Consider the following 23,225-nt stretch of genomic DNA (forward strand, 5'->3'; position numbering starts at 1 on the left):
TCCCATGCATCTGCTCAGGACCCAGCCCGGCGGTTTCGTCTCGGACGACAATATCGCCGACCTTGGACAAACGCCCGCCGAGCTGGTGATCCTGTGCAGCGGCGATTCCAGCCTGGCGTTGCTCGCCGAGGCGGCGCGGCAATTGTCGCCGGATTATCCCAGCCTGCGTCTGGCCAATCCGATGCAGGTACAAAATCATGCCTCGGTCGACCTCTATGTCGACCAGGTGCTGCAACATGCCAAGGTCATTCTGTTGTCGCTGCACGGTGGTATCGGCTATTGGCGTTATGGTATCGAGCGCCTGGTGCAACTGGCCGAGCGCGGTGTGACGTTGATCCTGGTACCGGGCGATGACCGGCCCGACCCGGCGCTGAGCGACCTGAGCAACGTCCCGGCGGCACAGGGCGAGCGGCTCTGGCACTTCCTGCGCCAGGGCGGTCTGGGCAATGCCTTGCAGTTGTACCGTTGCCTGGCCAGTACCTGGCTGGGGCGCGACTATCCGTGGCAGGAGCCGCGGACATTGCCGCGCACGGCGATCTACCATCCGCGCCTGGGTGACGCGCAACTGGCTGACTGGCGGGCCGATTGGCAGGTCGACCTGCCGGTGGCGGCAGTGCTGTTCTATCGCTCGCACCTGCAGGCGGCCAATACCGCCTTTATCGATGTGTTCTGTCAGCGTTTGCGCAACGCTGGGCTGAATCCCCTGCCGATCGCCGTGGCCAGTCTCAAGGAGCCCGGTTGCCTGTCCGTGGTCGAGGACTGGCTGGACGAGGGCGCGGCGGCGGTGATTCTCAACACCACCGGGTTCGCCCAGTCGAGCCTCGAAGCGCCGCATCTGCGTCCGTTCCGTCGCGATATCCCAGTGATCCAGGCCATCTGCGCCCAGGACAACGAGCCTGGCTGGCTGGCCAGCGAGCAAGGGCTGGGACCACGGGACCTGGCGATGCATATCGCCTTGCCGGAGTTGGACGGTCGGATCATCAGTCGGCCCATCAGCTTCAAGGACCTGGCATGGCGCAGCGAGCGCAGCCAGAGTGATGTGGTGTGCTATCGAGCGCAGCCCGAGCGCATGGACTTTGTCGCCGAACTGGCGCGGCGCTGGGTCGAACTGGCGCGAGTGGCCAATGGCGACAAACGCATCGCCTTGATCCTGGCCAACTATCCGACCCGCGACGGGCGCATTGGCAATGGCGTCGGCCTCGACACGCCAGCAGCGGCCCTGAATATCCTGCGGGCTTTGCAGGCCGAGGGCTACCCGTTGAGCGATGAGTTGCCCGCCAACGGCACCGGGCTGATCCAGGCCTTGCTCGGCGGGGTCAGCAACGACTTCGACAGTCTCGACATGCGGCCCTGCCATCAGAGTCTGGCGCTGGCGGACTATCAGGCGCTGTTCGACCGTCTGCCCGAGGCCAATCGCCAAGCCGTGCTCGCTCGTTGGGGCAGCCCACAAAACGATCCAATGTTTCGCAGCGGACGGATGATGGTGGCCGGCCTGCGGTTCGGCCTGACCTTTGTCGGCATCCAGCCGGCCCGGGGTTATCAGGTCGATGCCAGTGCGGTCTACCACGACCCGGACCTGGTGCCCCCCCACGGTTACCTGGCGTTCTATTTCTGGTTGCGCCACGTCTACGGCGCCCACGGCGTGATCCATGTCGGCAAGCACGGCAACCTGGAGTGGTTGCCCGGCAAGGGGGTTGGCCTGTCGGAAAACTGTTGGCCGGATGCACTGCTGGGGCCGTTGCCGAATATCTATCCGTTCATTGTCAATGATCCGGGCGAGGGCGCCCAGGCCAAGCGCCGGACCCAGGCGGTGATCATCGACCACCTGATGCCGCCGCTGACTCGAGCAGAAACCTACGGCCCGCTACGTGACCTGGAACTGCTGGCCGACGAATACTACGACGCGCAGTTGCTCGATCCACGGCGCGCCAGGGAACTGCAGCGCGATATTCTGCAACGGGTTCGCGAGACTCGGATCGACCGCGAGCTGCAACTGGATGCCAGGCTCAACAGTGATGCCGATGCAGCGATCTGGCTGCCGCGCCTGGACACCTATCTCTGCGACTTGAAGGAGTCGCAGATTCGCGATGGGCTGCACATCTTCGGTGAGTCGCCGGACGGGCGCCAGCGTATCGACACCCTGCTGGCGTTACTGCGCATTCCCCGAGGCGACGGTCGTGGTGCCCAGTCCAGCCTGCTGCGAGCCTTGGCCAAGGCCTTCGAGCTGGGCTTCGACCCGCTTGATTGCGCTCTGGCCGAACCCTGGACCGGGAGCCGTCCACACGCCTTGCAGATGATCAGCGACGAGACCTGGCGCACCGCCGGCGACAGCCGCGAGCGCCTGGAACTGTATGCCGCGCAACTGATCGAGCAGTCCCTGGCCGGATCGGCGGTGGTGGCTGACGGTGATCTGTGGGCCGAGGTGCGCAGCATTATCGACGGTTTGTTGAGCCACGTCGCACCCTGTCTGGATGCCTGCGGTCCGGCCGAGATGCAAGGCTTGCTCACGGCCCTGGAGGGACGCTTCGTACCGGCAGGCCCCAGCGGCGCGCCGAGTCGCGGACGCCTCGACGTGCTGCCCACCGGGCGCAATTTCTTCTCCCTGGATGTGCGCAACCTGCCGACCACCACGGCCTGGCGTATCGGTTTTCAATCCGCCAACCTGATTCTCGAACGCCACCTACAGGACCACGGCGACCACCTGCGCCAGCTCGGCCTGTCGGTTTGGGGTACGGCCACCATGCGCACCGGCGGCGACGATATCGCCCAAGCCATGGCGTTGATGGGCGTGCGACCAGTCTGGGCCACGGGTAGCCAACGGGTCGATGACTTCGAGATCCTGCCGCTGAGCCTGCTGGACCGCCCGCGGGTGGACGTCACCTTGCGGGTTTCGGGATTCTTCCGCGATGCCTTCGGCAACTTGATCCGCTTGTTCGACGCGGCGGTACAAGCGGTGGCGGCGTTGGATGAGCCCGAGGACATGAATCCGCTGGCCGCCAAGGTGCGTCACGAACGCGAGCAACTGCAAGTCCAAGGACTGAGTGCGGAGCAGGCTGCACTCCAGGCCGGCTGGCGGATCTTCGGCGCGAAGCCTGGAGCCTATGGCGCTGGCGTACAGAATGCGATTGACGCACGTCTCTGGCAAAGCCGCGACGACCTTGCCGAGGTCTACCTGAACTGGGGCGGCTACGCCTATGGCGGCTCCGACGAAGGCACAGCCGCCAGGACGGTGTTTGCCCAGCGCCTGAGTCAGGTCCAGGCCGTGCTGCACAACCAGGACAACCGCGAGCACGACCTGCTCGACTCCAACGATTACTACCAATTCCAAGGTGGTATGTTGGCCGCCGTGGAAAGCCTGCGTGGCGACAGGGCGGCCAGCTACCATGGCGACCATAGCCAGCCAGACCTGCCGAAGGTGCGTACCCTCAAGGAAGAGCTGAATCGGGTGATCCGCTCCCGGGCGGCCAACCCGAAGTGGATTGACGGGGTCAAGCGCCATGGTTACAAGGGCGCCTTCGAACTGGCGGCAACGGTCGACAATCTATTCGCCTTCGATGCCACCACCCAACTGATCGACGATCACCAGTACGCCTTACTGGCCGATGCCTACGTACTTGATGCCGATACCCGCGAGTTTGTCCGCGAGCATAATCCCCATGCCCTGCGGGATATGACCGAACGCTTGTTGGAGGCCCAACAGCGCGGCCTGTGGCGTGAACCTGGGGAGTATCGCCAGGCCCTGGAAAACCTGCTGCTGGATATAGAGGAAGATTCCTGAGGTGTATGCACAATGAGTGACTCCCTGCATTTCCCGCTGTCGGCGGTGGTGGGTGCCGATGCGCTGAAGCTGGCGCTGTGCCTGACCGCCATCGACCCGAAGATCGGCGGTGTGCTGATCGAAGGGCCGCGTGGCATGGCCAAGTCGACCCTGGCCCGAGGGCTGGCGGATCTGCTTGCCAGTGGTCAGTTCGTCACCTTGCCCCTCGGTGCCACCGAGGAGCGCCTGGTCGGCACCCTCGACCTGGATGCCGCCCTGGGCGAAGGCCGTGCGCAATTTTCCCCCGGCGTACTGGCCAAGGCCGACGGCGGAGTGTTGTACGTCGACGAGGTGAACCTGCTGGCGGACCATCTGGTGGACCTGCTGCTCGATGTGGCAGCCAGCGGCACCAACCTGATCGAGCGCGACGGCATCTCCCACCGGCATGCGGCGCGTTTCGTGCTGATCGGTACCATGAACCCGGAGGAGGGCGAGTTGCGTCCGCAACTGCTCGACCGATTCGGCCTGAATGTGGCGTTGAGCGGCCAGCCACTACCGACCGAGCGTGGGCAGATCATTCGACGCCGATTGAATTTCGACAGCGATCCACAGGCGTTCTGTGAACAATGGGAACAGCCGCAACAGGCGCTGCGCCAGCGTTGTGAACAGGCGCGGGCGTTGTTGCCAGCCATTGCCCTGGATGATCAGACCCTGGCACAGATTACCGAGCGTTGTTTTGCCGCCGGGGTCGATGGCCTGCGGGCGGACCTGGTCTGGCTGCGGGCGGCGCGGGCCCATGCTGCCTGGCGTGGCGGACAGCAGATCACCGAAGAAGATATCGAGGCGGTCGCCGAGTTTGCCCTGCGCCATCGGCGACAGAAGAGTCCGCCGGCTGCACAGACATCGAGTGCTGCCGACAACGTACAACGGGAATCGAATTCGGCCCAGGGCCAGGGCCAATGGGGCGAGTTGCCTCCCCAGGGATTGCCGGTGGGGGCTCGTCGGGAAATCCCGCACTGGCCAAAAAAGCCTTAGGCATTCGCCCTCGACTGACGCCAGGGGCGAATGCCAAAGCCCAGGCGGGGCGAATTCCCAAGGGCCGGCGGGGTATAGGCCGAGCCGACGAAGGTAAGGCAATCGCTTGGTGCGAGACCCTGCTGGGCGGCCGGCCACGGCTGCGTCGCGACCTGCGTTTTCACCCCGGCGGCAGCGCGCCCCATGAATTGTGGCTGGTGATTGTCGATGCCTCGGCGTCCATCCGCCGGCACCAGGCCCAGAGTGACGCCAAGGGTCTCCTGGCCCAACTGTTCGACGACGCCTACCGCCAGCGCGCGCGCCTGGCGTTATTGACCGCCAGCGGTCATCGACCGCATTGGCAGATCCAGGGCCTTAAGGCCTCCAGCGGCTTGCGTGGCTGGCTGGAGGCGTTGGGGGCGGGTGGTGGCACGCCATTGCTGGCGGCCTTGCAGGAGGCGAGCGAGTGGTTGAGGGGGCGACAAAAACGCTTCGCCCTGGAGCAACACAGGGTGCTGCTGCTGACCGATGGACGCCTCAAAGCTTGGACAGCGCCGACGCCGTTTAACTGTCCCACGCTGTTGATCGACCTGGAAAAAACACCGATCCGCCTGGGCCGAGCGCGACAACTGGCAAGCGAGCTCAAGGCAGACTATTGGCATATCGAAGCCCTGGAGCTGCTATTGAGCCGTTGAAGCGCAACTTCAGGATGGCCCTCGGCTAAACACTGCCTTGTCGCTCGACGTGGAAGCTGTCTTGGACCCACCCAAGCTCAGGAAAAATTCAGCGCCGAGCGGAAAACACCTCACCGATGCTGCGGCGTTTGGCATGGGTTTCACAGAGGATGATCAACTGCTCCAGGTTCTCGGGGGTCACATCGATGAATTCCTCCATCTGCGTCAGGGCCTGTTCCAGGTCCAGGCGGGTGATGCTCTGCGGTTCACCTGGCGCATGGCTGGCGATAAAGGTACTTGGTGGCTCGATATGCACCTTGGGGTAACGTACTCGGGTCAAGTTGTTGTAGCCAATAGCTACCAGCAACAGGCACACCGCCGAGCACATCACCGGCCCCAGGACCTGCCAGCCCAACCCCTCGGTGTCCGGGTCGACGATTACCATCAGCAGGGCCAGGGCTCCACCCGGCGGATGCAGGCAACGCAGCAGGCACATCACCAGCAACGCCAGGCCAGCGGCCAGGCTGGCACTGACCAGATTACGGTCGAGAAAGTGCACCACCAGCAGCGCCACCAACGTGGCACACCCGTAACTGCCGAGGATCGACCAGGGTTGCGAGAGGGCACCCGAGGACACGGCGAACAGCAACACCGCCGAGGCCCCCAGCGGACCGATCAGGTGCAGTGCCACCGGCAAGCCGAATAGCTGAGCACAGACCCAGACGCTGAATAGGGTGCCGAGGGAGACGCCGATGGCGGCGCGGCTCCATTCGCTGGGACGGGTATTGAGGGGAGAGGGCAGCAGGCGGCGTGACCAGCGGGCAAACATGGTGAGAACGATCCACTTCAAGTTCGGCGGGAAAAAAGAAGGGCTTGTGCGCCTGGCGCAAAGCCCTTTCAAAGTTCCAACATTTGGGGGAGGAACGGGCACAGTGTGCTGGTCGATCGAACTCTTGACTAATGCATAATAATGCGGATTAAGTGCATTATTTTTGCAGTAAAGGAATGCCGCGCCCGGCGAGGAAACACAGGCAGCCGCCCAGCGCTGTCAGGCCGCTGAGGACATAGAACATGGTGGTGGCCGGTGTGTTGATCAACAGGTAGCCGCAGATCACCGGGCTCAGAGCGCCGCCCAGGGCCGCCAGGTTCTGCGCGCCGAGGTAACTACCGCGCAGGTTTTCCGGGGCGATGGTATCGATGAACAGATATTCCGCCGGGTAGATGATCATTTCGCCGAGGGTGAAGATGAACATCGCGATGCACCAGGATACCAGGTTGGTGGCGTAGCTGAAGCCGATCAGGCCGATGATGAAGAAGGTGGTGCCGACGCCGATCCAGTAGCGCAGTTGTTCGCGCTTGAGAAAACGGCCGATCTGGTACTGCAACAGGATCACGCTGATGGCGTTGCAAGCGAGGATCGCCGACATGGTGGTCATGGCATCCTGGTTGCTGTGGGTGACCAACAGGAACTGTGACAGGTACAGGGTGTAGCGGCCATGGACGATGGTGTTGAGCAAGCTGCCGCAGGTGAACATGATCAAGGTCCGGTCGCCGCGCAAAGTCGACAGTGTACCGAGAAAGCTCGCTGGCTTGCCGATCAAGGCCTGGGCGTGGGGAGCGATGCCAAACATCAGGAACATGCTGAAAAAGGCGATCCCGGCGGCGATCAGGAACGGTGCCAGTGGTTGGACGCCAGCGATGACCACGCCGAGCATGGGACCGGTGGCGTAGCCGATATTGGTCAGGGTGTAGCGCAACGAGAACACTTTAGCGCGCTGCCCCATGGGCAGGTTTTCGCTGATGATCGCCTTGGAACCGATCAGGAACAGCGCCGAGGCGGTCTCGGTGATGATCAGGGTCAGGGTGGTCAGGTACAGATTCTGGGCAAAGGTCAACAGGGTGAAGCCGACGGCGCTGGAAAGCATGGCCAGGATCAGCAGCCGACGCTTTTCCAAGCGGTCGATCACATAGCCGCCGTAGAGCGACATCAGGGTCGCGATAAAGACCGCGATGCCCAGCAGCAGGCCGACATCCTGCTGGTTCAGGCCCAGCTTTCTGCTGAGGAATAGGGTCAACAGTGGACTGGTGATGGCACGGCTGACGACGATGGTCACGGAGCAGATCATCAACCGGCGAATAACAAGGGAATAGGTGGCCACGGTGATGCTTATGTCCTTATAGGTATTGATCGCAAACGGACGCACTCCGGCTCTTCCAGGCCTTGTGGGTGTTCGTTCATGGCTGGTAATTCCGATAGTGTCGCTCGTAGACCGCGCTCGGGTGATCATTGGTCATCGGCGCGGCGCTGCGGGCCCACCATTGGGCGACTTCTTCGGCGCGGGCGATCCACACATCCTCGTGCTGCTGGATCCCCTGGATCAATTCGCGCAGCACACCGATGCGGCCCGGCGTGGCGATGATTTCCGGGTGCAGGCGCAGTACGTAGCACAGGCCGAAGCGGTGGAAACCGGCAAAGTCCATCTGCATATTGCCCAGAGTGTGCCGGTAGGAGGCGATCCGCGATTGCGCCGGCGGCACGGCAGGGCTGAGGTTGAAGGCGAAGTAGGGCTCGTCTTCCAACTCGTAGTGCAACGGCAGCTCGATCAGTGACGGGGCGCTCGGGTGGGCGAACGGCAGATCATCGCCGCGCCATGACGACGACCAGTGGATGCCCTGCTCCTGTAGGGCCTCGGTAAAACCCGGCAGCCAGTTGCCGGCTGGAATCCGAAAGCCTCGTGGCCGTTGCCCGGTCAATGCCGCCAAGGCCTCGCAACCGCGGACCAGTGCTGCCTTCTGCTCCGTAAGAGTGAGCAGGTCGTAGTTCTGGTGCCGATAACCGGCGCAGGCGATCTCATGGCCGCCCGCGAGGATCGCCTGGATATGTGCCGGGTTTTCCTCGGCAACGATGCCAGGAATGCACCAGCTACTGCGCACCTGCAACTCGTCGAACAGTCCGAGCAGGCGATTGACCCCACGCTGGCTGCCATAGCGCCAGACCGACAGTGTTTTGTCGCGCCCAGCCACTTGCGGGGCTTGGGTGAGGATGCCGTGGATGTCGTTGTAGTCCACGGTGATCACCACCGCGCTGCGATACGACGCGGGCCATGGGCTCTCGAAGGCAGGCTTTTGCACTATCGTGCGTTGGAACTCAGCCATGATGATGCTCCTTGAGCCACCAACGGGCGACCTCGCGGCAGGTGCTGAACCAGACGTCATCGCGCTGGCGCATATGCTCGAACAGCCGTTCGAGCAACAGCAGGCGCCCCGGTTTGCCGATGATTTTGGGATGGAACAGGGTGGTCAGGCACAGACCTTCGTTCGCCGCGCCGTCGAACTCGCGGCACCAGTTGTCCAGGGTCAGCTCGTAGCTGGCGGTGCGATCCAGCCCGGAGGGGAAGTCCGGCCCACGGGTATAGGCAATCGAGGCGTAGTCATCCATCTCCCAGCGCCCAGGAATTTCCACCAGCGGCTGGCGGTGGCCAGGCACATTCACCAAGTAAGGTCGGTCATCCCCGCGCATACTGCTGGAATAAATCACGCCAGCTTCCACCAACATTGCCGGCGTCTCGGCATGCCAGTCACTGGAAGGTGTGCGAAAGCCCTCGGCGCGGATATTCAGGTGCTGCCAGAACACCTCGCGGCATTTCTTCATGACGTCCTTCTGCTGGTCCAGCGAAAGGGCGTAAAAGGATTCGTGTTTGTAGCCGTGGTAGGCCACCTCATGTCCGCGCTCGATGATTGCCTGGCATTGGCGCGGCCAGTTTTCCACGACCCAAGCTGGGACGAAGAAAGTGCTCGGCAGGCCAAACTCCTCCAGCAGGTCCAGTAGGCGTGGCAATGCCCGATACGGGCCGTAGCCACCAAAGCCGAAGTACTCGGGCTTATGCCAGATCGAATCGTCGAGCATGGCATCGCCGGTGGGCCCGTCGAGGTCGAAGGCCAGGGCCAGGCAGGCTTGATGCCCGCTTGGCCAGGTCGGTGTCGGGGACATGGGTGGTTATTCCTTCTCTACACCGACGGTTACTGGCCTTTGTTGATGGAGACGGTGTCGATCGCGCCCACCGCCAGTTCCCATTTCTTCAGGATGGCCTGGTAGCTGCCGTCGGCGATCATGTCTTGCAGGGCAGCCTGGATGGCGTCACGCAGTTGCTGATTATCCTTGCTCACGCCAATGCCGGTGAACTGCACGGTCATCGGCGTACCGATGATCTTGAAGGTGTTCTTTTCCTGGGTGGCCAGGTACGGCAAGGTCTCGCTGCCTTGCACGGCGGCGTTGATGCGGCTCTGGCGCAGTTGCGCACGGGCGTCGGCGGAGCCTTCGGTGCCGATGACCTTGATCTGCTTGTCAGCCGGGCAGTGTGCGCTGCTCCAAGCGGCGATTTCCGCCGGAAAGGTGGTACGGCGACTGGTGCCGGCCGTCTTGCCGCAGATATCGGTCATCTGGTTGATGTCCTTGTTCTTCTCCAGGGTGTAGAACTGCGAACCACTGGTGAAGTAATCGACAAAGTCAATGGCCTTCTGGCGTTCAGCGGTGTCGGTCATGCCCGAGAGCACGATGTCGACGCGCTTGGTGGTCAGGGCGTTGACCATCTGCTCAAAGGAGGTTTCCTGCCATTTCATCTTCACACCCAGGCGCTTGGCCAGGGCGTTGCCCAGGTCATAGTCGACACCGGTGAGTTCGTTGGTGGCCGGGTCTTTGAAGTCCATCGGTGGATAGTTAGGCATGATGGCCGCGACGATTTCGCCCTTGGCCTTGATGCTGGCGGGCAATTCGGCGGCCCAGGTGAAGCTGGAAGCCATCAGGCCGGCGAGTACTGCTGGGATTATGGAGTTCTTCATGGTCGTTCTCTTATTATGAGTGTTGTGAGGTTCAGGTGAGCCTAGGTTCGAACGGCAGAAATGAAGCTTTGGGTACGGTGGTTCTGCGGGTTTATCAGGATTTCTTCGGGGCTTCCTTCCTCCACGATCTGCCCGCCGTCCATGAACACCATGCGGTTTGAGACTTCACGCGCGAAGCCCAGCTCATGGGTGACGACGATCATGGTCATGCCGGTGCGCGCCAGATCGCGCATCACCGACAGCACCTCACCGACCAGTTCCGGGTCGAGTGCCGAAGTGGGTTCATCGAACAACATCAGCTTGGGCCGCATCGCCAGGGCACGGGCGATGGCTACCCGTTGCTGCTGGCCGCCGGACAGCTCAATGGGATAGCTGTTGCGTTTGTCGGCCAGGCCGACCCGTGCCAACAGCTCCAGGGCTTCCTCGACGGACTCCTTGGGCGAGCGGCGCAGGACTTGGACAGGACCTTCGATGATGTTTTCCAGCACGGTCATGTGCGGGAACAGGTTAAAGCGCTGGAACACCATGCCGGTGGCCAGGCGCTGACGGGCGATCTGCGCTTCGTTGAGTTCGTGCAACTTGTTGCCGGCAATGCGATAGCCGACCAACTCGCCGTCAACCCAAAGGCCGCCCTTGTCGATTTTTTCCAGTTGGTTGACGCAACGCAGCAGAGTGCTTTTACCGGAACCGGACGGGCCGATGATGCACAGCACTTCGCCCTGTTCGACCTCGATGCCGACGTCCTTGAGGGCGTGGAACGAGTCGTAGTATTTGTTCAGGCCGACGGCCTTGACGATGCTTCTCATGTTCGAATTCTCCTGGGCGCTTACGAACGCTTGCCGGCGCCGCGAGCGAATCGGCGTTCCAGACGGCTTTGACCAAAGGACAGTACGGTAATGGCCAGTAAGTACCAGATACCGGCAACCATCAGCAGTTCCATCACGCGGGCGTTGGCGTAGTAGATGTTTTGCGCGTTGTAGAGCAGTTCCGAATACTGAATCACGCTCGCCAGGCTGGTCGCCTTGACCATGCTGATGAATTCGTTGCCCACCGGCGGAATGATGATGCGCATGGCCTGGGGCAGGATGATCCGACGCAGGGCCTGCAGGCGTGGCATGCCAATGGACTTGGCCGCTTCATACTGGCCGGTGTCCACGGACAGCAGGCCGGCACGCACCACTTCGGCTGTGTAGGCGCCCTGGTTGATGCTCAGGCCCAGGAGTGCCGCGACGAATGGGGTCATCAGGCTCACAGTGTCGAGCTGAAACAGGCCGGGAATCCCAACGGTGGGGAAGATCAGCGCCAGGTTGAACCACAGCAGCAACTGGAGGATCAGCGGCGTGCCGCGAAACAACCACGTGTAGGTAATTGCCACGTAGCGCAGGATCGGGTTGCTCGACATGCGCATGATCGCGGTGATTACGCCGAAGACAATGCCCAGGATCATCGCCAGGACAGCCATGATCAGGGTGTTCAGCAGGCCGGTGAGGATTGATTTGGCGGTGAAGAACTGGCCGATATAGCTCCATTCGATCTGGCCATTGGCAAAGGCGCGGAGCAGCCCCACCAAGGCGATGACGATCACCGTGGCAAAGAATATCCGCCCGTAGTAACGCCGGGGCACGTGCTCGTATTGGGTAATATCGAACTGGTTCTCGGCCTGCTTGCGCTCGGCGAGCAGGCGTTCTGCCTGGGTCAGGCTCATGGTCTTTCTCCTCAGGTGGTACCGCTTGGGCGCCGCCGTTATCGCTGTCATACAAAACCGTCCCTGTAGCAGACGGGCTTTCCCGCAAGCCCGTCTGCTACAGGATCGTCGGTGTTTTCGAGTTCTGGTTACAAACGAAAGCCGCGGTATTCGCGCACCCAGTGGGCTTGTTCCGCCAGGGCAGTTTTCAACCGGGCAATCTGCTCGCGAACCTGTTGCGGTGCGGTGCCGCCCCAACCGCTGCGCGCATTGATGGCGGCTTCGAGCGTCAGACTGTCGAGTACTTGTGGGGTCAGGCGGCTGTCGATCTCGGTCAGCAGGGCAGGGCTGGCATCTTCGAGTTCGATACCCTGGGCTTCGCAGGCTTTGACCAACGCCCCGGTGATTTCATGGGCTTCTTTGAACGGCACGCCCCGCACCGCCAGCCAGTCGGCAACCTCGGTGGCGAGGGTGAAACCCAGGGGCGCCTGGCGTCGCAGCTCCCCGACATTGACGGTCATGGTCGCGACCATCCCGGCCATGGCAGGCAACACCAATAGCAGGGTATCGACGCTGTCGAGTACGCCGTTCTTGTCCTCGCTCAGGTCGCGGTTATAGGACAGCGGCAGGGACTTTAGGGTCGACAGCAAGCCGGTCAGGTTACCAATCAGGCGCCCCGCCTTGCCCCGAGCCAGCTCGGCGATATCCGGGTTCTTTTTCTGCGGCATGATCGAACTGCCGGTGGCATAGGCATCGTCCAGCATGACCCAGCGGAACTGACGCGACGACCACAGGCAGAACTCCTCGGCCAGGCGCGAGATATTGATCCCTAGCATGCTGGCGACAAACAGGAATTCGGCGACGTGGTCACGGCTGGCGACGGCATCGATGGAGTTTTCGCAGACGCCGTTGTAACCCATTTCCCGCGCCGACTGCTGCGGCTGGCGAGCGATGGCCGAACCAGCCATCGCGGCTGCACCCAGGGGCGACAGTGCGGTGCGGGCATCCCAGTCCATCAGGCGCTGGACGTCGCGTAGCATGGATTGCGCATGGGCCAGCAAATGGTGGGCGAAAACGATCGGCTGGGCCTGCTGCAGGTGGGTGAAACCGGGGCAGATGCTTTCTACATGCTGCTCGGCCTGTTCGACCAAAGCCTGTTGCAGCACCAGGACTTCCACCGCGAGAGTTCGCACATGATCGCGCAGAAACAGCCGCAGATCGTTGGCGGTCTGGTCGTTGCGCGAGCGACCGGCACGCAGCTTGCCGCCCAGGGCACCGAGGCGTTCGGTCAGCAATCGTTCGATAAAGGTATGCACGTCCTCATCGTCGAGGGTCGGCGCGATGCGTCCGGCGCGGAAATCCTCGCCGATAACATCGAGCGCTTCGACCATCCTCCGGGTTTCCTGCTCGTCGAGCAGGCCGGCGCGCTGCAATTCATGAGCGTGGGCCTTTCCGCCCGCGAGATCGTAGGGTGTCAAGCGGAAGTAGCGGTCCGGGCAACGCGACAAGGCAGCCAGAGCAGCGGACGGGCCGCTTTTGAAACGAGCGCCCCAAAGGCGATCGGTGGCTTGGTTCATTGTTGTTTTCCTCAAGCAGATTGAATGTTCAAGGCGGGACCGCGGTAAGCGTTCAGGCGAGGCGAAGCCGGCCGAAGCAGGACGGGTCATGCCGTTTTCAGAAAGGCGGTTGTAAGTGATGAGAACTGACCGAAGTGTCGGTTTTTAAATGCGTAGAATCAACGAATTGTCGCTGATTGGCAGAAGTTGATTGTGGTTGCCAAGCCCTGTTTTCTGTGTTCATTATTATTGACCGGCTGCGTTCTTGTTGTGGGAAAAATTCTGGTGATTAGGCGGTTTGAGGTCAATAAGCATTATGGAAACTCAACTTTCCACTTCTGGAAACCCATCGGTAAAACCCGGCCAGAGAGCGCCGTTGGCCCTCAGTGGGTTGGATTTCAAATTGCTCAAGGTATTCAAGGCCGTGGTCGAGGCGGGAGGCTTCAGTGCGGCCCAGAATGAGCTGAATGTGGGGCTAGCGGCTATCAGCAAGCAGATTTCCGACTTGGAAATCCGGATCGGCATGCGCCTCTGCACGCGTGGTCGGGAAGGTTTCTGCCTTACCGAAGAGGGTAGCCTGGTGTATCAGGCATCCATTGAGTTATTTGCATCGGTGGACAAATTCAGGGACCGGCTTAGTTCGGCGCAGAATGAATTGGTCGGCGACCTTAGTATCGGCGTCGTAGATAACACTATTTCCGACCCTAATTCACCGTTAGTTGCTGCCTTGCGGATCATCAACGATGAATCACCGAAAGTAAGGTTTCGCCTGCATGCAGCGCAATTGGATGAGGTGGAACGCGGGGTAGTTGAAGGGCGATTTGTTGCCGGCATTGTGCCGGTGTATCAGAAAAGAGAAGAATTTGACTATTTTTCCCTCTATGAGGAACTGTCTGAGGCTTACTGTGGTGTCGGGCATTCGTTGTTCGATCTCGACGATTCTCTGATCGACCGGGATGTGCTGCGTAACCATGCGTTCGTCAATCATCGTTATGCGATTCACCGGGACAAGCTCGACTTTGTTGGCCACGACAGTTATTCGGCTTCCGCTTCCCAGGTCGAAGCGGTGGCGATGCTGATCCAGACCGGACGTTTTGTCGGCTTTCTGCCGCAGCACTATGCCGCTGCGCTGGTTGCTCAAGGACAGTTGCGGGCGTTGCGACCGGAGACCATCCGCTTCAACACCTCATTCAACCTGATCCTGCGCCACAATACGGTGCGTGGCCCCTTGATCAAGGCTTTCGCCCGGTCCCTGGGAGTGGATCTCAAGGCGCCGGTCTAGGCTGCACCATGGGCTGAACAGCAAGTGACCGGCGCTCTCGCGAACCTGTTTGCCGAGGATGCGCTCGTGGACTTCATTGTTGAACAGCAGCCCTTCAATGACACCGCGGTAGCCTGGGTCATCGGCCAGTGGCCCCTTGAATGCTACCAATACATCGCGCAATTTCATCAGGCCGTTCAACAGCGGCGGTGTAACGGCTCTCGCAGGCAAGAGCCCGGACGATAGTTGCACGTGCGACGTAGCACAGGCCGGTTTTCGTGGACGGTTTTTTTGGCACATGGACGGTTCCTTGCCAACTGTGGCGGCATCAGATCAGAGAGGACGTGGGTGTCGCGACAGAACTGCAAGTGGCGTGCGTCCAGCAGCGCAAACTCACCTTTGAAGTTCGAACAAGTCCACGGATTTATTGTAAGTCAGCAAACCGTGCGAGGTTGGCTGGGTGGGGCTTTTAGTACCCGTTATATTTACGGGTTTATCCGTAGGATCTTTCTAGTTTTTTGCAGGAGTGTAGGGTTAAGCCAAATCGAAAAATGCGAAACTGCGTATTCGAGATAGGGAATGTGCCGTCGCGTCAGCATGGCGAGTCGGTATCCAAAACATCAATTGTGGGAACAGTCCTTGATTAGCGTTACTGCTGTTGATATTCCGACCTAAAAACCTCGGGTAATATCTTGTTACCATAGGCTTTTTAGCACTGGCGAACCCTCAATCGTCAAACCCGGCCTGTTCATGAATTTCATCCATCTTCAGTTCCAATCGGTAGGCCACGGCAATGAACAGCGCCTGACACAGGCACAGCGTGGCGCTCAGGGAACGGAAAGCGAAAGAGCTGCCCTCGTTGACCAGCAACACCGTATTGGCCCGCTTGGCCAGGGGTGACAGGTTGCTGTCGGTAATGATCAGGGTGTTAGCCTGATGGTGCTGGGCAATGCGCAGGCAGTGCTGGGTTTCCTTGCCGTAGGGTGTGAAGCTGATGGCGATCACCAGGTCGTTGGCCCGCACGCTACGCATCTGCTCGCGATAGCTGCCGCCCAAGCCGGACACCAAGTGAATACGCTTGTTGGTGTGCTGTAGGTTATAGACCAGGTAGTCGGCCACGGCGAACGAACGGCGCACGCCGACCACATAGATATTATCGGCGTTGACCACCAGGTCCACGGCCTTTTCGAAGGCGGCATCGTCGAGTTCCAGGCCCAGTCGTTCGATCCCGCAGAGCGTCGCGTTGATACAATCGCGTGCCAGGTCTGCGCTACTGGCTTTCTGCGATTTGTTGGCGATCATGCTACGAATGCGCTGCTGGTAGTTCTGTACCGGTGTGGTCTTGTGGGTATAGGCCTCGCGGAACAAGGCCTGCATTTCGCTGAAACCGCTGAAGCCGAAACGCTGGGAGAAGCGCACGATCGCTGACGGATGCACTTCGCATTCGCGGGCGATATCGCTGATCCGATCGACCATGATTCGATCGCTCTGCTGGCTCATATAGCTGGCGATGCGCTTGAGCTGACGGGGCAGGTCTTCGTATTCCTCGGTGATAAGCTGCAACAGACGCTCGGCATTGATCGGGGCGCTGGGAAGGTCGTCGACAGGCGAGGTCGAAGCCGGCTGATCGGTACGGGACATAGTGAATCCTTCTGGTTTGTTCTTTTAGGGCGCGGGCACTTGTCCGGTCGGCCCCTGACAATAGGTTGGCCTGCGCAGTCTACAGGGTAGGCGCCAAAAATAGCGTCGCCATGGGAGCCGCCGGCGGAGCTGAATCGATGCACCTCGCTCGCCGCGATTTTGTGAAAGTTTATTGGAAAAAATATTCCACGTAAAAATATATAGAAAAAATATTGATTGGCTCCACCAGACGTTTTAGTCTGCATTCAGCAAGCACCTGCCTCGTCGCTCGGGCGAGCGGCGTCGACTGATAAAAATAACAGGAGCCAGCATGGGTCAAACTCGTTTTGCCAATGGGCGTCAATTTGATCTGATCTGCCTTGGACGTCTGGGCGTCGACCTTTATGCACAGCAGGTCGGCGCACGTTTGGAGGACGTCGGCAGCTTCGCCAAGTACCTGGGTGGCTCCTCGGCCAACATTGCCTTCGGCACCGCCCGACTGGGACTCAAGTCAGCTATGGTGAGTCGGGTCGGCGACGATCATATGGGGCGCTTCCTGCTGGAGTCTCTGGTCCGTGAAGGCTGCGATGTCAGCGGCGTCACCATCGACCCGCAACGCTTGACCGCCATGGTCCTGCTCGGTCTCAAAGACCGCGAAACTTTCCCCTTGGTGTTCTACCGGGAAAATTGCGCCGATATGGCGTTGTGCGCCGAAGACATTTCAGAAAACTTTATCGCTTCCAGCCAATCCCTGCTGATCACCGGCACGCACTTCTCCACCGAAGGGGTCTACAAAGCCAGCATCCAGGCCCTGGACTTTGCCGAGAAACATCAGGTCAAGCGCGTGCTCGACATCGACTATCGCCCGGTGCTCTGGGGCCTGGCCGGGAAGGCCGATGGGGAAACCCGCTTTGTCGCCGACCAGCAGGTCAGCACCCATGTGCAGGCAATCCTGGCGCGCTTCGACCTGATCGTCGGTACCGAAGAGGAGTTCCTCATCGCCGGTGGTTCGGACCAATTGTTGCCAGCCCTGCGCCGGGTGCGCGAACTGACCGCCGCAACCTTAGTGGTCAAGCTTGGCCCGCAGGGTTGTACGGTGATTCACGGGGCGATTCCGGCACGCCTGGAAGAGGGTGCGATCTATCCGGGTGTTCAGGTTCAAGTGCTGAATGTGCTGGGGGCTGGCGATGCTTTCATGGCCGGGTTTCTCAGTGGTTGGTTGGGTGGTGCCGATGACGAACAGTGCTGTCGCCTGGCCAACGCCTGCGGCGGCCTGGTGGTTTCCCGGCATGCCTGCGCCCCGGCGATGCCGACCCGCGCCGAGCTGGACTATCTGTTCAGTAGTCCGGTGCCGATTAGCCGTCCTGATCAGGACGCAGTGTTGCAACGCCTGCATCAGGTCAGCGTGCCGCGCAAAGCCTGGAAGCAGTTGTTTATCTTTGCTTTCGATCATCGCGGGCAATTGGTGGAACTGGCGCGCCAGGGTGGGCGCGACCCAGCCTGCATCTGCCACCTCAAACAACTGTTCATCAAGGCTGTGGAGCGGGTCGAGGTCGATCTGCACCGCCAGGGCATAGCGGCGGATATCGGTCTGCTCGCCGACCAGCGTTTTGGCCAGGACGCCCTGAATGCGGCGACTGGTCGTGGCTGGTGGGTTGCACGTCCGGTGGAAGTCCAGGGTTCGCGGCCACTGGCGTTCGAGCACGGACGCTCGGTGGGCAGCAACCTGATCAATTGGCCCCAAGAGCAGATCATCAAGTGCCTGGTGCACTACCACCCCGATGACGAGCCGCTGCTGCGACTGGAGCAGGAAGCACAGGTCCTCGGGTTGTACCAGGCGTCCCAGGTCAGTGGGCATGAGTTGCTGCTGGAGATCATTGTGCCCAAGGATCATCCTTCGCCCCATCCCGATGCGCTCTATCGCGCAATCAAACGCCTGTACAACCTGAGTATCTTCCCGGCCTGGTGGAAGATCGAGGCACAGAGCGCGCAGGACTGGCAGCGCCTCGACGCACTGATCCAGGAGCGCGACCCGTACTGCCGTGGCGTGGTCCTACTGGGTCTCAATGCGCCGGTCGACGCGCTGGCCGAAGGCTTTCGCCAGGCCGGGCGCAGCAGTATCTGTCGCGGTTTTGCGGTGGGGCGCACGATTCACTATGAACCCAGCCGGGCCTGGCTGGCGGGGGAACTCGACGATGAAGGGCTGATTCGCGCGGTACAGGCGATTTTCATGCAGTTGATCGATGCCTGGTGCGAAACCAGGGCCTGAGGTTTTGAACAACCAGAAAAGGTGCAGTCCATGCCCGCTATCCGTATTGGCATCAACCCGATTTCATGGAGCAATGACGACCTGCCTTCCCTCGGCGGCGAAACGCCCCTCAGCACTGCCTTGAGCGAAGGCCAGGCCATCGGCTACGAAGGCTTCGAACTCAACGGCAAGTTTCCCAAAGACGCCAAAGGCGTTGGCGATGTCTTGCGTCCCTACGGCCTGGCATTGGTCTCGGGCTGGTACTCTGGCCGTCTGGCGCATCGTGGCGCCGCCGAGGAAATCGATGCCATCGCCAGCCATGTCGAGTTGCTGGCATACAACGGCGCCAAGGTGCTGGTCTACGGTGAAGTCGCCGACTCTATCCAGGGCCAGCGCATCCGCCTGGTCGAGCGACCACGCTTGCACGGCGAACAGGCCTGGCAGGTCTATGCCGACAAACTCACCGAGCTGGCACGGTTCACTCTATCGCGAGGCATACGCCTGGCTTACCACCATCATATGGGCGCCTATGTCGAATCGCCGACGGACATCGACACCCTGATGCGCCTGACGGGGCCGGAAGTCGGTCTGCTGTTCGATTCCGGGCACTGTTACATGGGCGGCGGCGAGCCGCTGGAGGTTTTGCGCAAGCATATTCAACGAGTCTGCCATGTGCATTTCAAGGATGTGCGTCAACCCGTGGTGCAACTGGCACGCAACAACCTCTGGAGCTTCCCGGAGTGCATCATCAACGGTACCTTCACGGTACCGGGCGATGGCGATATCGATTTTGCCGCATTGCTCGATGTGTTGTTGGCCGCGGATTACCGGGGCTGGCTGGTGGTCGAAGCGGAACAGGACCCGGCCGTGGCTCCGAGTTACGCCTATGCGAAAAAAGGCTATGACACCCTGCGGGCACTGTTGAACGAGAGGAGCGTGCCATGAACCTGCTGGTCAAGAGTTTTCCCCGTGGCCAGCAGATGGTCGCATTGCCTGCCGGAACCCTGGAGTACGTGGGATTTGCGGCCTACCGCCTGCCCCCTGGGGAGAGCCTGTCGGTCGATGCCGATGACCGTGAACGGTGCGTGGTGGTGCTGTCCGGGCAGGTCGATATCAAGGGCGAGACGCCGGGGCAGGGGGGCTTTCACTGGGGCAATATCGGCGAGCGGCACTCGGTCTTCGAGGACCAGTCGCCCTATGCCGCGTACCTGCCGCCTCATAGTCAGGCCCGGATCAGTGCCCTGAGCAACGATGTGCAGATTGCCGTCTGCGCGGCACCGGGCTGCGCGTCCGCGCGGCTGCCAGCACGGTTGATCCGGCCCGAACAGATGAAGCGCTCCGTGCGCGGCAAAGGTGCCAACACTCGTTATGTCTGCGATATTCTGCCGGACAGCGAGCCGGCGCATTCGCTACTAGTGGTCGAGGTACGCACGCCGTCAGGGCATTCCTCCAGCTATCCACCGCACAAGCATGACACCGATGACCTGCCGCACCAGAGTTTCCTGGAAGAAACCTACTACCACCAGGTCAATCCGCCCCAAGGCTTTGTCTTCCAGCGGGTCTACACCGACGACCGCAGCCTCGACCAGGCCATGGCTGTGGAGAACAGCGACCTGGTGGTGGTGCCCAAGGGTTATCACCCGGTCAGCGTGCCCTACGGCTACGAGTCCTATTACCTGAACGTAATGGCCGGGCCCAAACGCATCTGGCAGTTCCACAACGACCCTCAACACGCCTGGCTGATGGACCTCTGACGAATTCCAGCCCCTGTTCACGGAGAACAACGATAATGCGCCAGCCCCTGCGTTTCGCCCTCAATCGTATGGTTGCCCCACGCTTAGCCCTGGCGGACTTCATCGCCCTGGCAGTCAGCCTCAAGGCAGATGCCATCGAGATTCGCAACGACATCGAGGGTATCGAGATCGAGGACGGCAGCTCGCCCGAGGACATTCGCCGCTTGTGTGCCGGCGAAGGACTTCGGGTGTTGTCCATCAATGCGCTGTACCCCTTCGATGTGTGGAACGATGAGCGCCGTGCCCACGCTATCCGGTTGGCGACCTATGCTCGCGACTGCGGGGCCGAGGCGCTGGTCATGTGTCCGTTGAACGATCGTACCGACCCGCGTAACGCCGCCGAACGCGCCGCGGGCTTGCGCACCGCATTGAATGAACTGGCGCCGATCCTGCGCGAATACGCCATCCTCGGTCTTATCGAACCATTGGGTTTCGAGGAGTGTTCGCTGCGGCGCAAACGCCAGGCGGTCGATGCCATTGAGGCCATTGGCGGGCTGGATGTGTTCCGCCTGGTACACGACACCTTTCATCACCATCTGGCGGGTGAAGAGGAGTTTTTCCCCGAACTGACCGGCCTGGTGCATATCTCCGGCGTGGAAGATACCGAGGCCCCGCTGGCGAGCATTCGCGATGGTCATCGGGTACTGGTGGGTGAGGCGGATATTCTCGGTAACGCGGCACAGATCCGCCACTTGCTCGCCACTGGCTACAGAGGGCATCTGTCCTTCGAGCCATTTGCCGAGAGCGTCCACGGCCTGACGGATATCCGCCAGGCCGTGGGGGCAAGCATGGATCACCTGACCCGCACGGTGGCGGCATGAGCACGACACGACTGACGATGGCCCAGGCCCTGGTGAAATTCCTCGATAACCAGTATGTCGAGGTGGACGGGGTGCAAAGCAAGTTCGTCGCCGGGGTTTTCAGCATTTTCGGCCACGGCAATGTCCTGGGCCTGGGCCAGGCGCTTGAGCAGGACAGCGGCGAACTGGTGGTGCATCAGGGCCGCAATGAGCAAGGCATGGGTCATGCCGCCATCGGTTTCGCCAAGCAGCACCTGCGGCGTCGGATCTATGCCTGCACATCGTCGGTCGGTCCGGGGGCGGCGAACATGTTGACGGCAGCGGCCACGGCCACCGCCAATCGCATCCCGCTGTTGCTGTTGCCGGGGGATGTCTATGCCAGCCGCCAGCCCGACCCGGTGCTGCAGCAGATCGAGCAGTTCCACGACCTGAGTATCAGTACCAACGATGCGTTCAAGGCAGTGAGCAAATATTGGGACCGGATCAACCGTCCCGAACAACTGATGAGCGCGGCGATCCAGGCCATGCGCGTACTTACCGATCCGGCCGAAACCGGTGCGGTGACCCTGGCCTTGCCCCAGGATGTGCAGGCCGAGGCCTATGACTACCCAGACTATTTCCTGCAAAAACGCGTGCATCGTTTTGACCGCCGGCCAGCCACCGACGCCATGCTCGGCGACGCCGTGGCGCTGCTCAAGGGCAAGCGCACACCGCTGATCATCTGCGGCGGCGGGGTGCGTTATTCGGGCGCCGGTGCGGCCTTGCAGGCGTTTGCCGAGCGTTTCGCCATTCCCTTTGCCGAGACCCAGGCCGGCAAGAGTGCGATTGTGTCGGCGCATCCGCTGAATGTCGGCGGTATCGGCGAGACCGGTTGCCTGGCGGCCAACCTGTTGGTCCGGGACGCTGACCTGATCATCGGCGTCGGTACCCGTTACAGCGACTTCACTACGTCCTCGAAATGGCTGTTCCAGCACCCACAGGTCGAGTTCCTCAACCTCAATATCAGCCCCTGCGACGCCCTCAAGCTCGACGGTGTACAACTGCTGGCCGATGCCCGTAGCGGTTTAGAGGCACTGTCCAAGGCTCTGGCCGATTCGGGCTATCGCAGCGATTGGGGGGATCGGCCACGGCAGGCCAAGGTCCTGCTCGAAGAGGAAATCGAGCGGGTTTATCAGATCGAGTACCAAGCAGCAGACTTCGCTCCAGAGGTCAACGACCACACCGACCCGGCGGTCCTGCGCGAATTTATCGAACTGACCGGCTCCTGCCTGACCCAGAGTCGGGTGCTGGGCGTACTGAACGAGACCCTGGCCGACGATGCGGTGATAGTCGCCGCGGCCGGCAGCCTGCCGGGCGATCTGCAACGGGCGTGGCGCAGCAAGGGTGTCAATACCTACCATGTCGAATACGGCTATTCGTGCATGGGCTACGAGATCAATGCGGCGCTGGGGGTGAAGCTGGCGGAGCCGGCACGTGAGGTCTACGCCCTGGTCGGCGACGGTTCCTACCTGATGCTGCACTCGGAGCTGGCAACCTCGATCCAGGAGCGGCGCAAGATCAATGTGATCCTGCTGGACAACATGAGCTTCGGCTGCATCAACAACCTGCAGATGGGGCATGGCATGGACAGCTTCGGCACCGAGTTTCGCTATCGCAACCCGCAGACCGGCCAGCTCGACGGCGGCTTGGTGCCGGTAGACTTTGCCATGAGCGCCGCCGCCTACGGTTGCAAGACCTACAAAGTCAGCACCCTGGAACAGTTGTACTCGGCTCTGGCCGATGCGCCATTGCAGACGGTGTCGACGCTGATCGATATCAAGGTCCTGCCCAAGACCATGATCCACTCCTACCTGTCCTGGTGGCGGGTCGGCGTGGCGCAGGTGTCCACCCGCGAGCGTACCGACGCGGCGGCAAAAAAACTCAATGCCCAATTGGCGAAAGCCCGGCAGTACTGATTGCTCACCCTTTAATAAGACTAT

The 23,225-nt window shown here is 61.1% G+C and carries 18 protein-coding genes; 9 read left to right on the forward strand and 9 right to left on the reverse strand.

Features of this window, described 5'->3' with window-relative positions; genetic code table 11:
• The first annotated feature begins 4 nt into the window (after positions 1-4).
• From cobN to BMX68_RS06465, 3 genes are read left to right on the forward strand one after another with little or no spacing between them, the layout of a single operon-like run.
• Complete coding sequence (gene cobN / locus BMX68_RS06455) at positions 5-3,778, forward strand: cobaltochelatase subunit CobN (RefSeq protein ID WP_017133774.1); 3,774 nt, start codon at positions 5-7, stop codon at positions 3,776-3,778.
• 12 nt (positions 3,779-3,790) lie between these two features.
• Complete coding sequence (locus BMX68_RS06460) at positions 3,791-4,792, forward strand: magnesium chelatase ATPase subunit I (protein WP_017133775.1); 1,002 nt, start codon at positions 3,791-3,793, stop codon at positions 4,790-4,792.
• The gene (locus tag BMX68_RS06465; protein WP_074861948.1) at positions 4,717-5,466 is read left to right on the forward strand and encodes a vWA domain-containing protein; all 750 of its coding nucleotides are present in this window, start codon (positions 4,717-4,719) and stop codon (positions 5,464-5,466) included. The genes BMX68_RS06460 and BMX68_RS06465 overlap by 76 nt, the downstream gene beginning before the upstream one ends.
• An 88-nt stretch (positions 5,467-5,554) precedes the next feature.
• Here BMX68_RS06465 and BMX68_RS06470 read toward each other — a convergent pair whose 3' ends face one another.
• The 8 genes from BMX68_RS06470 to argH form a co-directional block, all read right to left on the reverse strand.
• Positions 5,555-6,274 (reverse strand): HPP family protein, encoded by a 720-nt coding sequence (locus BMX68_RS06470; RefSeq protein WP_017133777.1) that lies wholly within the window; start codon positions 6,272-6,274, stop codon positions 5,555-5,557.
• Between the two features lie 157 nt (positions 6,275-6,431).
• A complete protein-coding gene (locus BMX68_RS06475; protein WP_026013380.1) occupies positions 6,432-7,604 on the reverse strand; it encodes an MFS transporter in 1,173 nt (390 codons plus the stop codon).
• 76 nt (positions 7,605-7,680) lie between these two features.
• Positions 7,681-8,601, reverse strand: coding sequence for a polysaccharide deacetylase family protein (locus BMX68_RS06480; RefSeq protein ID WP_017133779.1), 921 nt, complete (start codon positions 8,599-8,601; stop codon positions 7,681-7,683).
• Positions 8,594-9,436, reverse strand: a complete 843-nt coding sequence (locus BMX68_RS06485; protein ID WP_017133780.1) for a polysaccharide deacetylase family protein — start codon at positions 9,434-9,436, stop codon at positions 8,594-8,596. The genes BMX68_RS06480 and BMX68_RS06485 overlap by 8 nt, the downstream gene beginning before the upstream one ends.
• A 29-nt stretch (positions 9,437-9,465) precedes the next feature.
• Positions 9,466-10,284 carry an ABC transporter substrate-binding protein gene (locus BMX68_RS06490; RefSeq protein ID WP_017133781.1) on the reverse strand — a complete coding sequence of 273 codons (819 nt, stop codon included), beginning with the start codon at positions 10,282-10,284 and terminating at the stop codon, positions 9,466-9,468.
• A gap of 41 nt (positions 10,285-10,325) precedes the next feature.
• A complete protein-coding gene (locus tag BMX68_RS06495) occupies positions 10,326-11,090 on the reverse strand; it encodes an amino acid ABC transporter ATP-binding protein (RefSeq protein WP_017133782.1) in 765 nt (254 codons plus the stop codon).
• A 20-nt stretch (positions 11,091-11,110) separates the two neighbouring features.
• On the reverse strand, positions 11,111-11,989 hold the full coding sequence (locus tag BMX68_RS06500; RefSeq protein ID WP_017133783.1) for an amino acid ABC transporter permease: 879 nt from the start codon (positions 11,987-11,989) through the stop codon (positions 11,111-11,113).
• A 128-nt stretch (positions 11,990-12,117) separates the two neighbouring features.
• The gene (argH, locus tag BMX68_RS06505) at positions 12,118-13,545 is read right to left on the reverse strand and encodes an argininosuccinate lyase (RefSeq protein ID WP_060782442.1); all 1,428 of its coding nucleotides are present in this window, start codon (positions 13,543-13,545) and stop codon (positions 12,118-12,120) included.
• A 295-nt stretch (positions 13,546-13,840) separates the two neighbouring features.
• Between argH and BMX68_RS06510 the strand changes: the two genes are divergently transcribed.
• Positions 13,841-14,806 carry a LysR family transcriptional regulator gene (locus BMX68_RS06510; protein WP_026013382.1) on the forward strand — a complete coding sequence of 322 codons (966 nt, stop codon included), beginning with the start codon at positions 13,841-13,843 and terminating at the stop codon, positions 14,804-14,806.
• 705 nt (positions 14,807-15,511) lie between these two features.
• On the opposite strand, the gene BMX68_RS06520 is transcribed toward BMX68_RS06510, so the two are convergent.
• A complete protein-coding gene (locus BMX68_RS06520; protein WP_017133787.1) occupies positions 15,512-16,426 on the reverse strand; it encodes a MurR/RpiR family transcriptional regulator in 915 nt (304 codons plus the stop codon).
• Between the two features lie 310 nt (positions 16,427-16,736).
• Here BMX68_RS06520 and BMX68_RS06525 point away from each other — a divergent pair, with 310 nt between their 5' ends.
• The 5 genes from BMX68_RS06525 to iolD are packed head-to-tail and all read left to right on the forward strand — an operon-like array spanning position 16,737 to position 23,201.
• The gene (locus BMX68_RS06525) at positions 16,737-18,674 is read left to right on the forward strand and encodes a bifunctional 5-dehydro-2-deoxygluconokinase/5-dehydro-2-deoxyphosphogluconate aldolase (RefSeq protein ID WP_074861951.1); all 1,938 of its coding nucleotides are present in this window, start codon (positions 16,737-16,739) and stop codon (positions 18,672-18,674) included.
• A 30-nt stretch (positions 18,675-18,704) separates the two neighbouring features.
• Complete coding sequence (gene iolE, locus BMX68_RS06530) at positions 18,705-19,598, forward strand: myo-inosose-2 dehydratase (protein ID WP_017133789.1); 894 nt, start codon at positions 18,705-18,707, stop codon at positions 19,596-19,598.
• Positions 19,595-20,407, forward strand: coding sequence for a 5-deoxy-glucuronate isomerase (gene iolB / locus BMX68_RS06535; protein ID WP_017133790.1), 813 nt, complete (start codon positions 19,595-19,597; stop codon positions 20,405-20,407). The genes iolE and iolB overlap by 4 nt, the downstream gene beginning before the upstream one ends.
• 35 nt (positions 20,408-20,442) lie before the next feature.
• A complete protein-coding gene (locus BMX68_RS06540) occupies positions 20,443-21,267 on the forward strand; it encodes a TIM barrel protein (protein ID WP_017133791.1) in 825 nt (274 codons plus the stop codon).
• Positions 21,264-23,201 (forward strand): 3D-(3,5/4)-trihydroxycyclohexane-1,2-dione acylhydrolase (decyclizing), encoded by a 1,938-nt coding sequence (gene iolD / locus BMX68_RS06545; RefSeq protein WP_074861954.1) that lies wholly within the window; start codon positions 21,264-21,266, stop codon positions 23,199-23,201. The genes BMX68_RS06540 and iolD overlap by 4 nt, the downstream gene beginning before the upstream one ends.
• The last annotated feature ends 24 nt before the right edge of the window (positions 23,202-23,225 follow it).

The organism is Pseudomonas agarici (genome assembly GCF_900109755.1).
In the GTDB taxonomy this organism is placed as follows: domain Bacteria; phylum Pseudomonadota; class Gammaproteobacteria; order Pseudomonadales; family Pseudomonadaceae; genus Aquipseudomonas; species Aquipseudomonas agarici.

Bases quoted from the DNA above. Each gene is read 5' to 3' on its own strand.
- cobN (WP_017133774.1), top strand. From the start codon at position 5: ATGCATCTGCTCAGGACCCAGCCCGGCGGTTTCGTCTCGGACGACAAT.
- BMX68_RS06460 (WP_017133775.1), top strand. From the start codon at position 3,791: ATGAGTGACTCCCTGCATTTCCCGCTGTCGGCGGTGGTGGGTGCCGAT.
- BMX68_RS06465 (WP_074861948.1), top strand. From the start codon at position 4,717: ATGGGGCGAGTTGCCTCCCCAGGGATTGCCGGTGGGGGCTCGTCGGGA.
- BMX68_RS06470 (WP_017133777.1), bottom strand. From the start codon at position 6,274: ATGTTTGCCCGCTGGTCACGCCGCCTGCTGCCCTCTCCCCTCAATACC.
- BMX68_RS06480 (WP_017133779.1), bottom strand. From the start codon at position 8,601: ATGGCTGAGTTCCAACGCACGATAGTGCAAAAGCCTGCCTTCGAGAGC.
- BMX68_RS06485 (WP_017133780.1), bottom strand. From the start codon at position 9,436: ATGTCCCCGACACCGACCTGGCCAAGCGGGCATCAAGCCTGCCTGGCC.
- BMX68_RS06490 (WP_017133781.1), bottom strand. From the start codon at position 10,284: ATGAAGAACTCCATAATCCCAGCAGTACTCGCCGGCCTGATGGCTTCC.
- BMX68_RS06495 (WP_017133782.1), bottom strand. From the start codon at position 11,090: ATGAGAAGCATCGTCAAGGCCGTCGGCCTGAACAAATACTACGACTCG.
- BMX68_RS06500 (WP_017133783.1), bottom strand. From the start codon at position 11,989: ATGAGCCTGACCCAGGCAGAACGCCTGCTCGCCGAGCGCAAGCAGGCC.
- argH (WP_060782442.1), bottom strand. From the start codon at position 13,545: ATGAACCAAGCCACCGATCGCCTTTGGGGCGCTCGTTTCAAAAGCGGC.
- BMX68_RS06510 (WP_026013382.1), top strand. From the start codon at position 13,841: ATGGAAACTCAACTTTCCACTTCTGGAAACCCATCGGTAAAACCCGGC.
- BMX68_RS06520 (WP_017133787.1), bottom strand. From the start codon at position 16,426: ATGTCCCGTACCGATCAGCCGGCTTCGACCTCGCCTGTCGACGACCTT.
- BMX68_RS06525 (WP_074861951.1), top strand. From the start codon at position 16,737: ATGGGTCAAACTCGTTTTGCCAATGGGCGTCAATTTGATCTGATCTGC.
- iolE (WP_017133789.1), top strand. From the start codon at position 18,705: ATGCCCGCTATCCGTATTGGCATCAACCCGATTTCATGGAGCAATGAC.
- iolB (WP_017133790.1), top strand. From the start codon at position 19,595: ATGAACCTGCTGGTCAAGAGTTTTCCCCGTGGCCAGCAGATGGTCGCA.
- BMX68_RS06540 (WP_017133791.1), top strand. From the start codon at position 20,443: ATGCGCCAGCCCCTGCGTTTCGCCCTCAATCGTATGGTTGCCCCACGC.
- iolD (WP_074861954.1), top strand. From the start codon at position 21,264: ATGAGCACGACACGACTGACGATGGCCCAGGCCCTGGTGAAATTCCTC.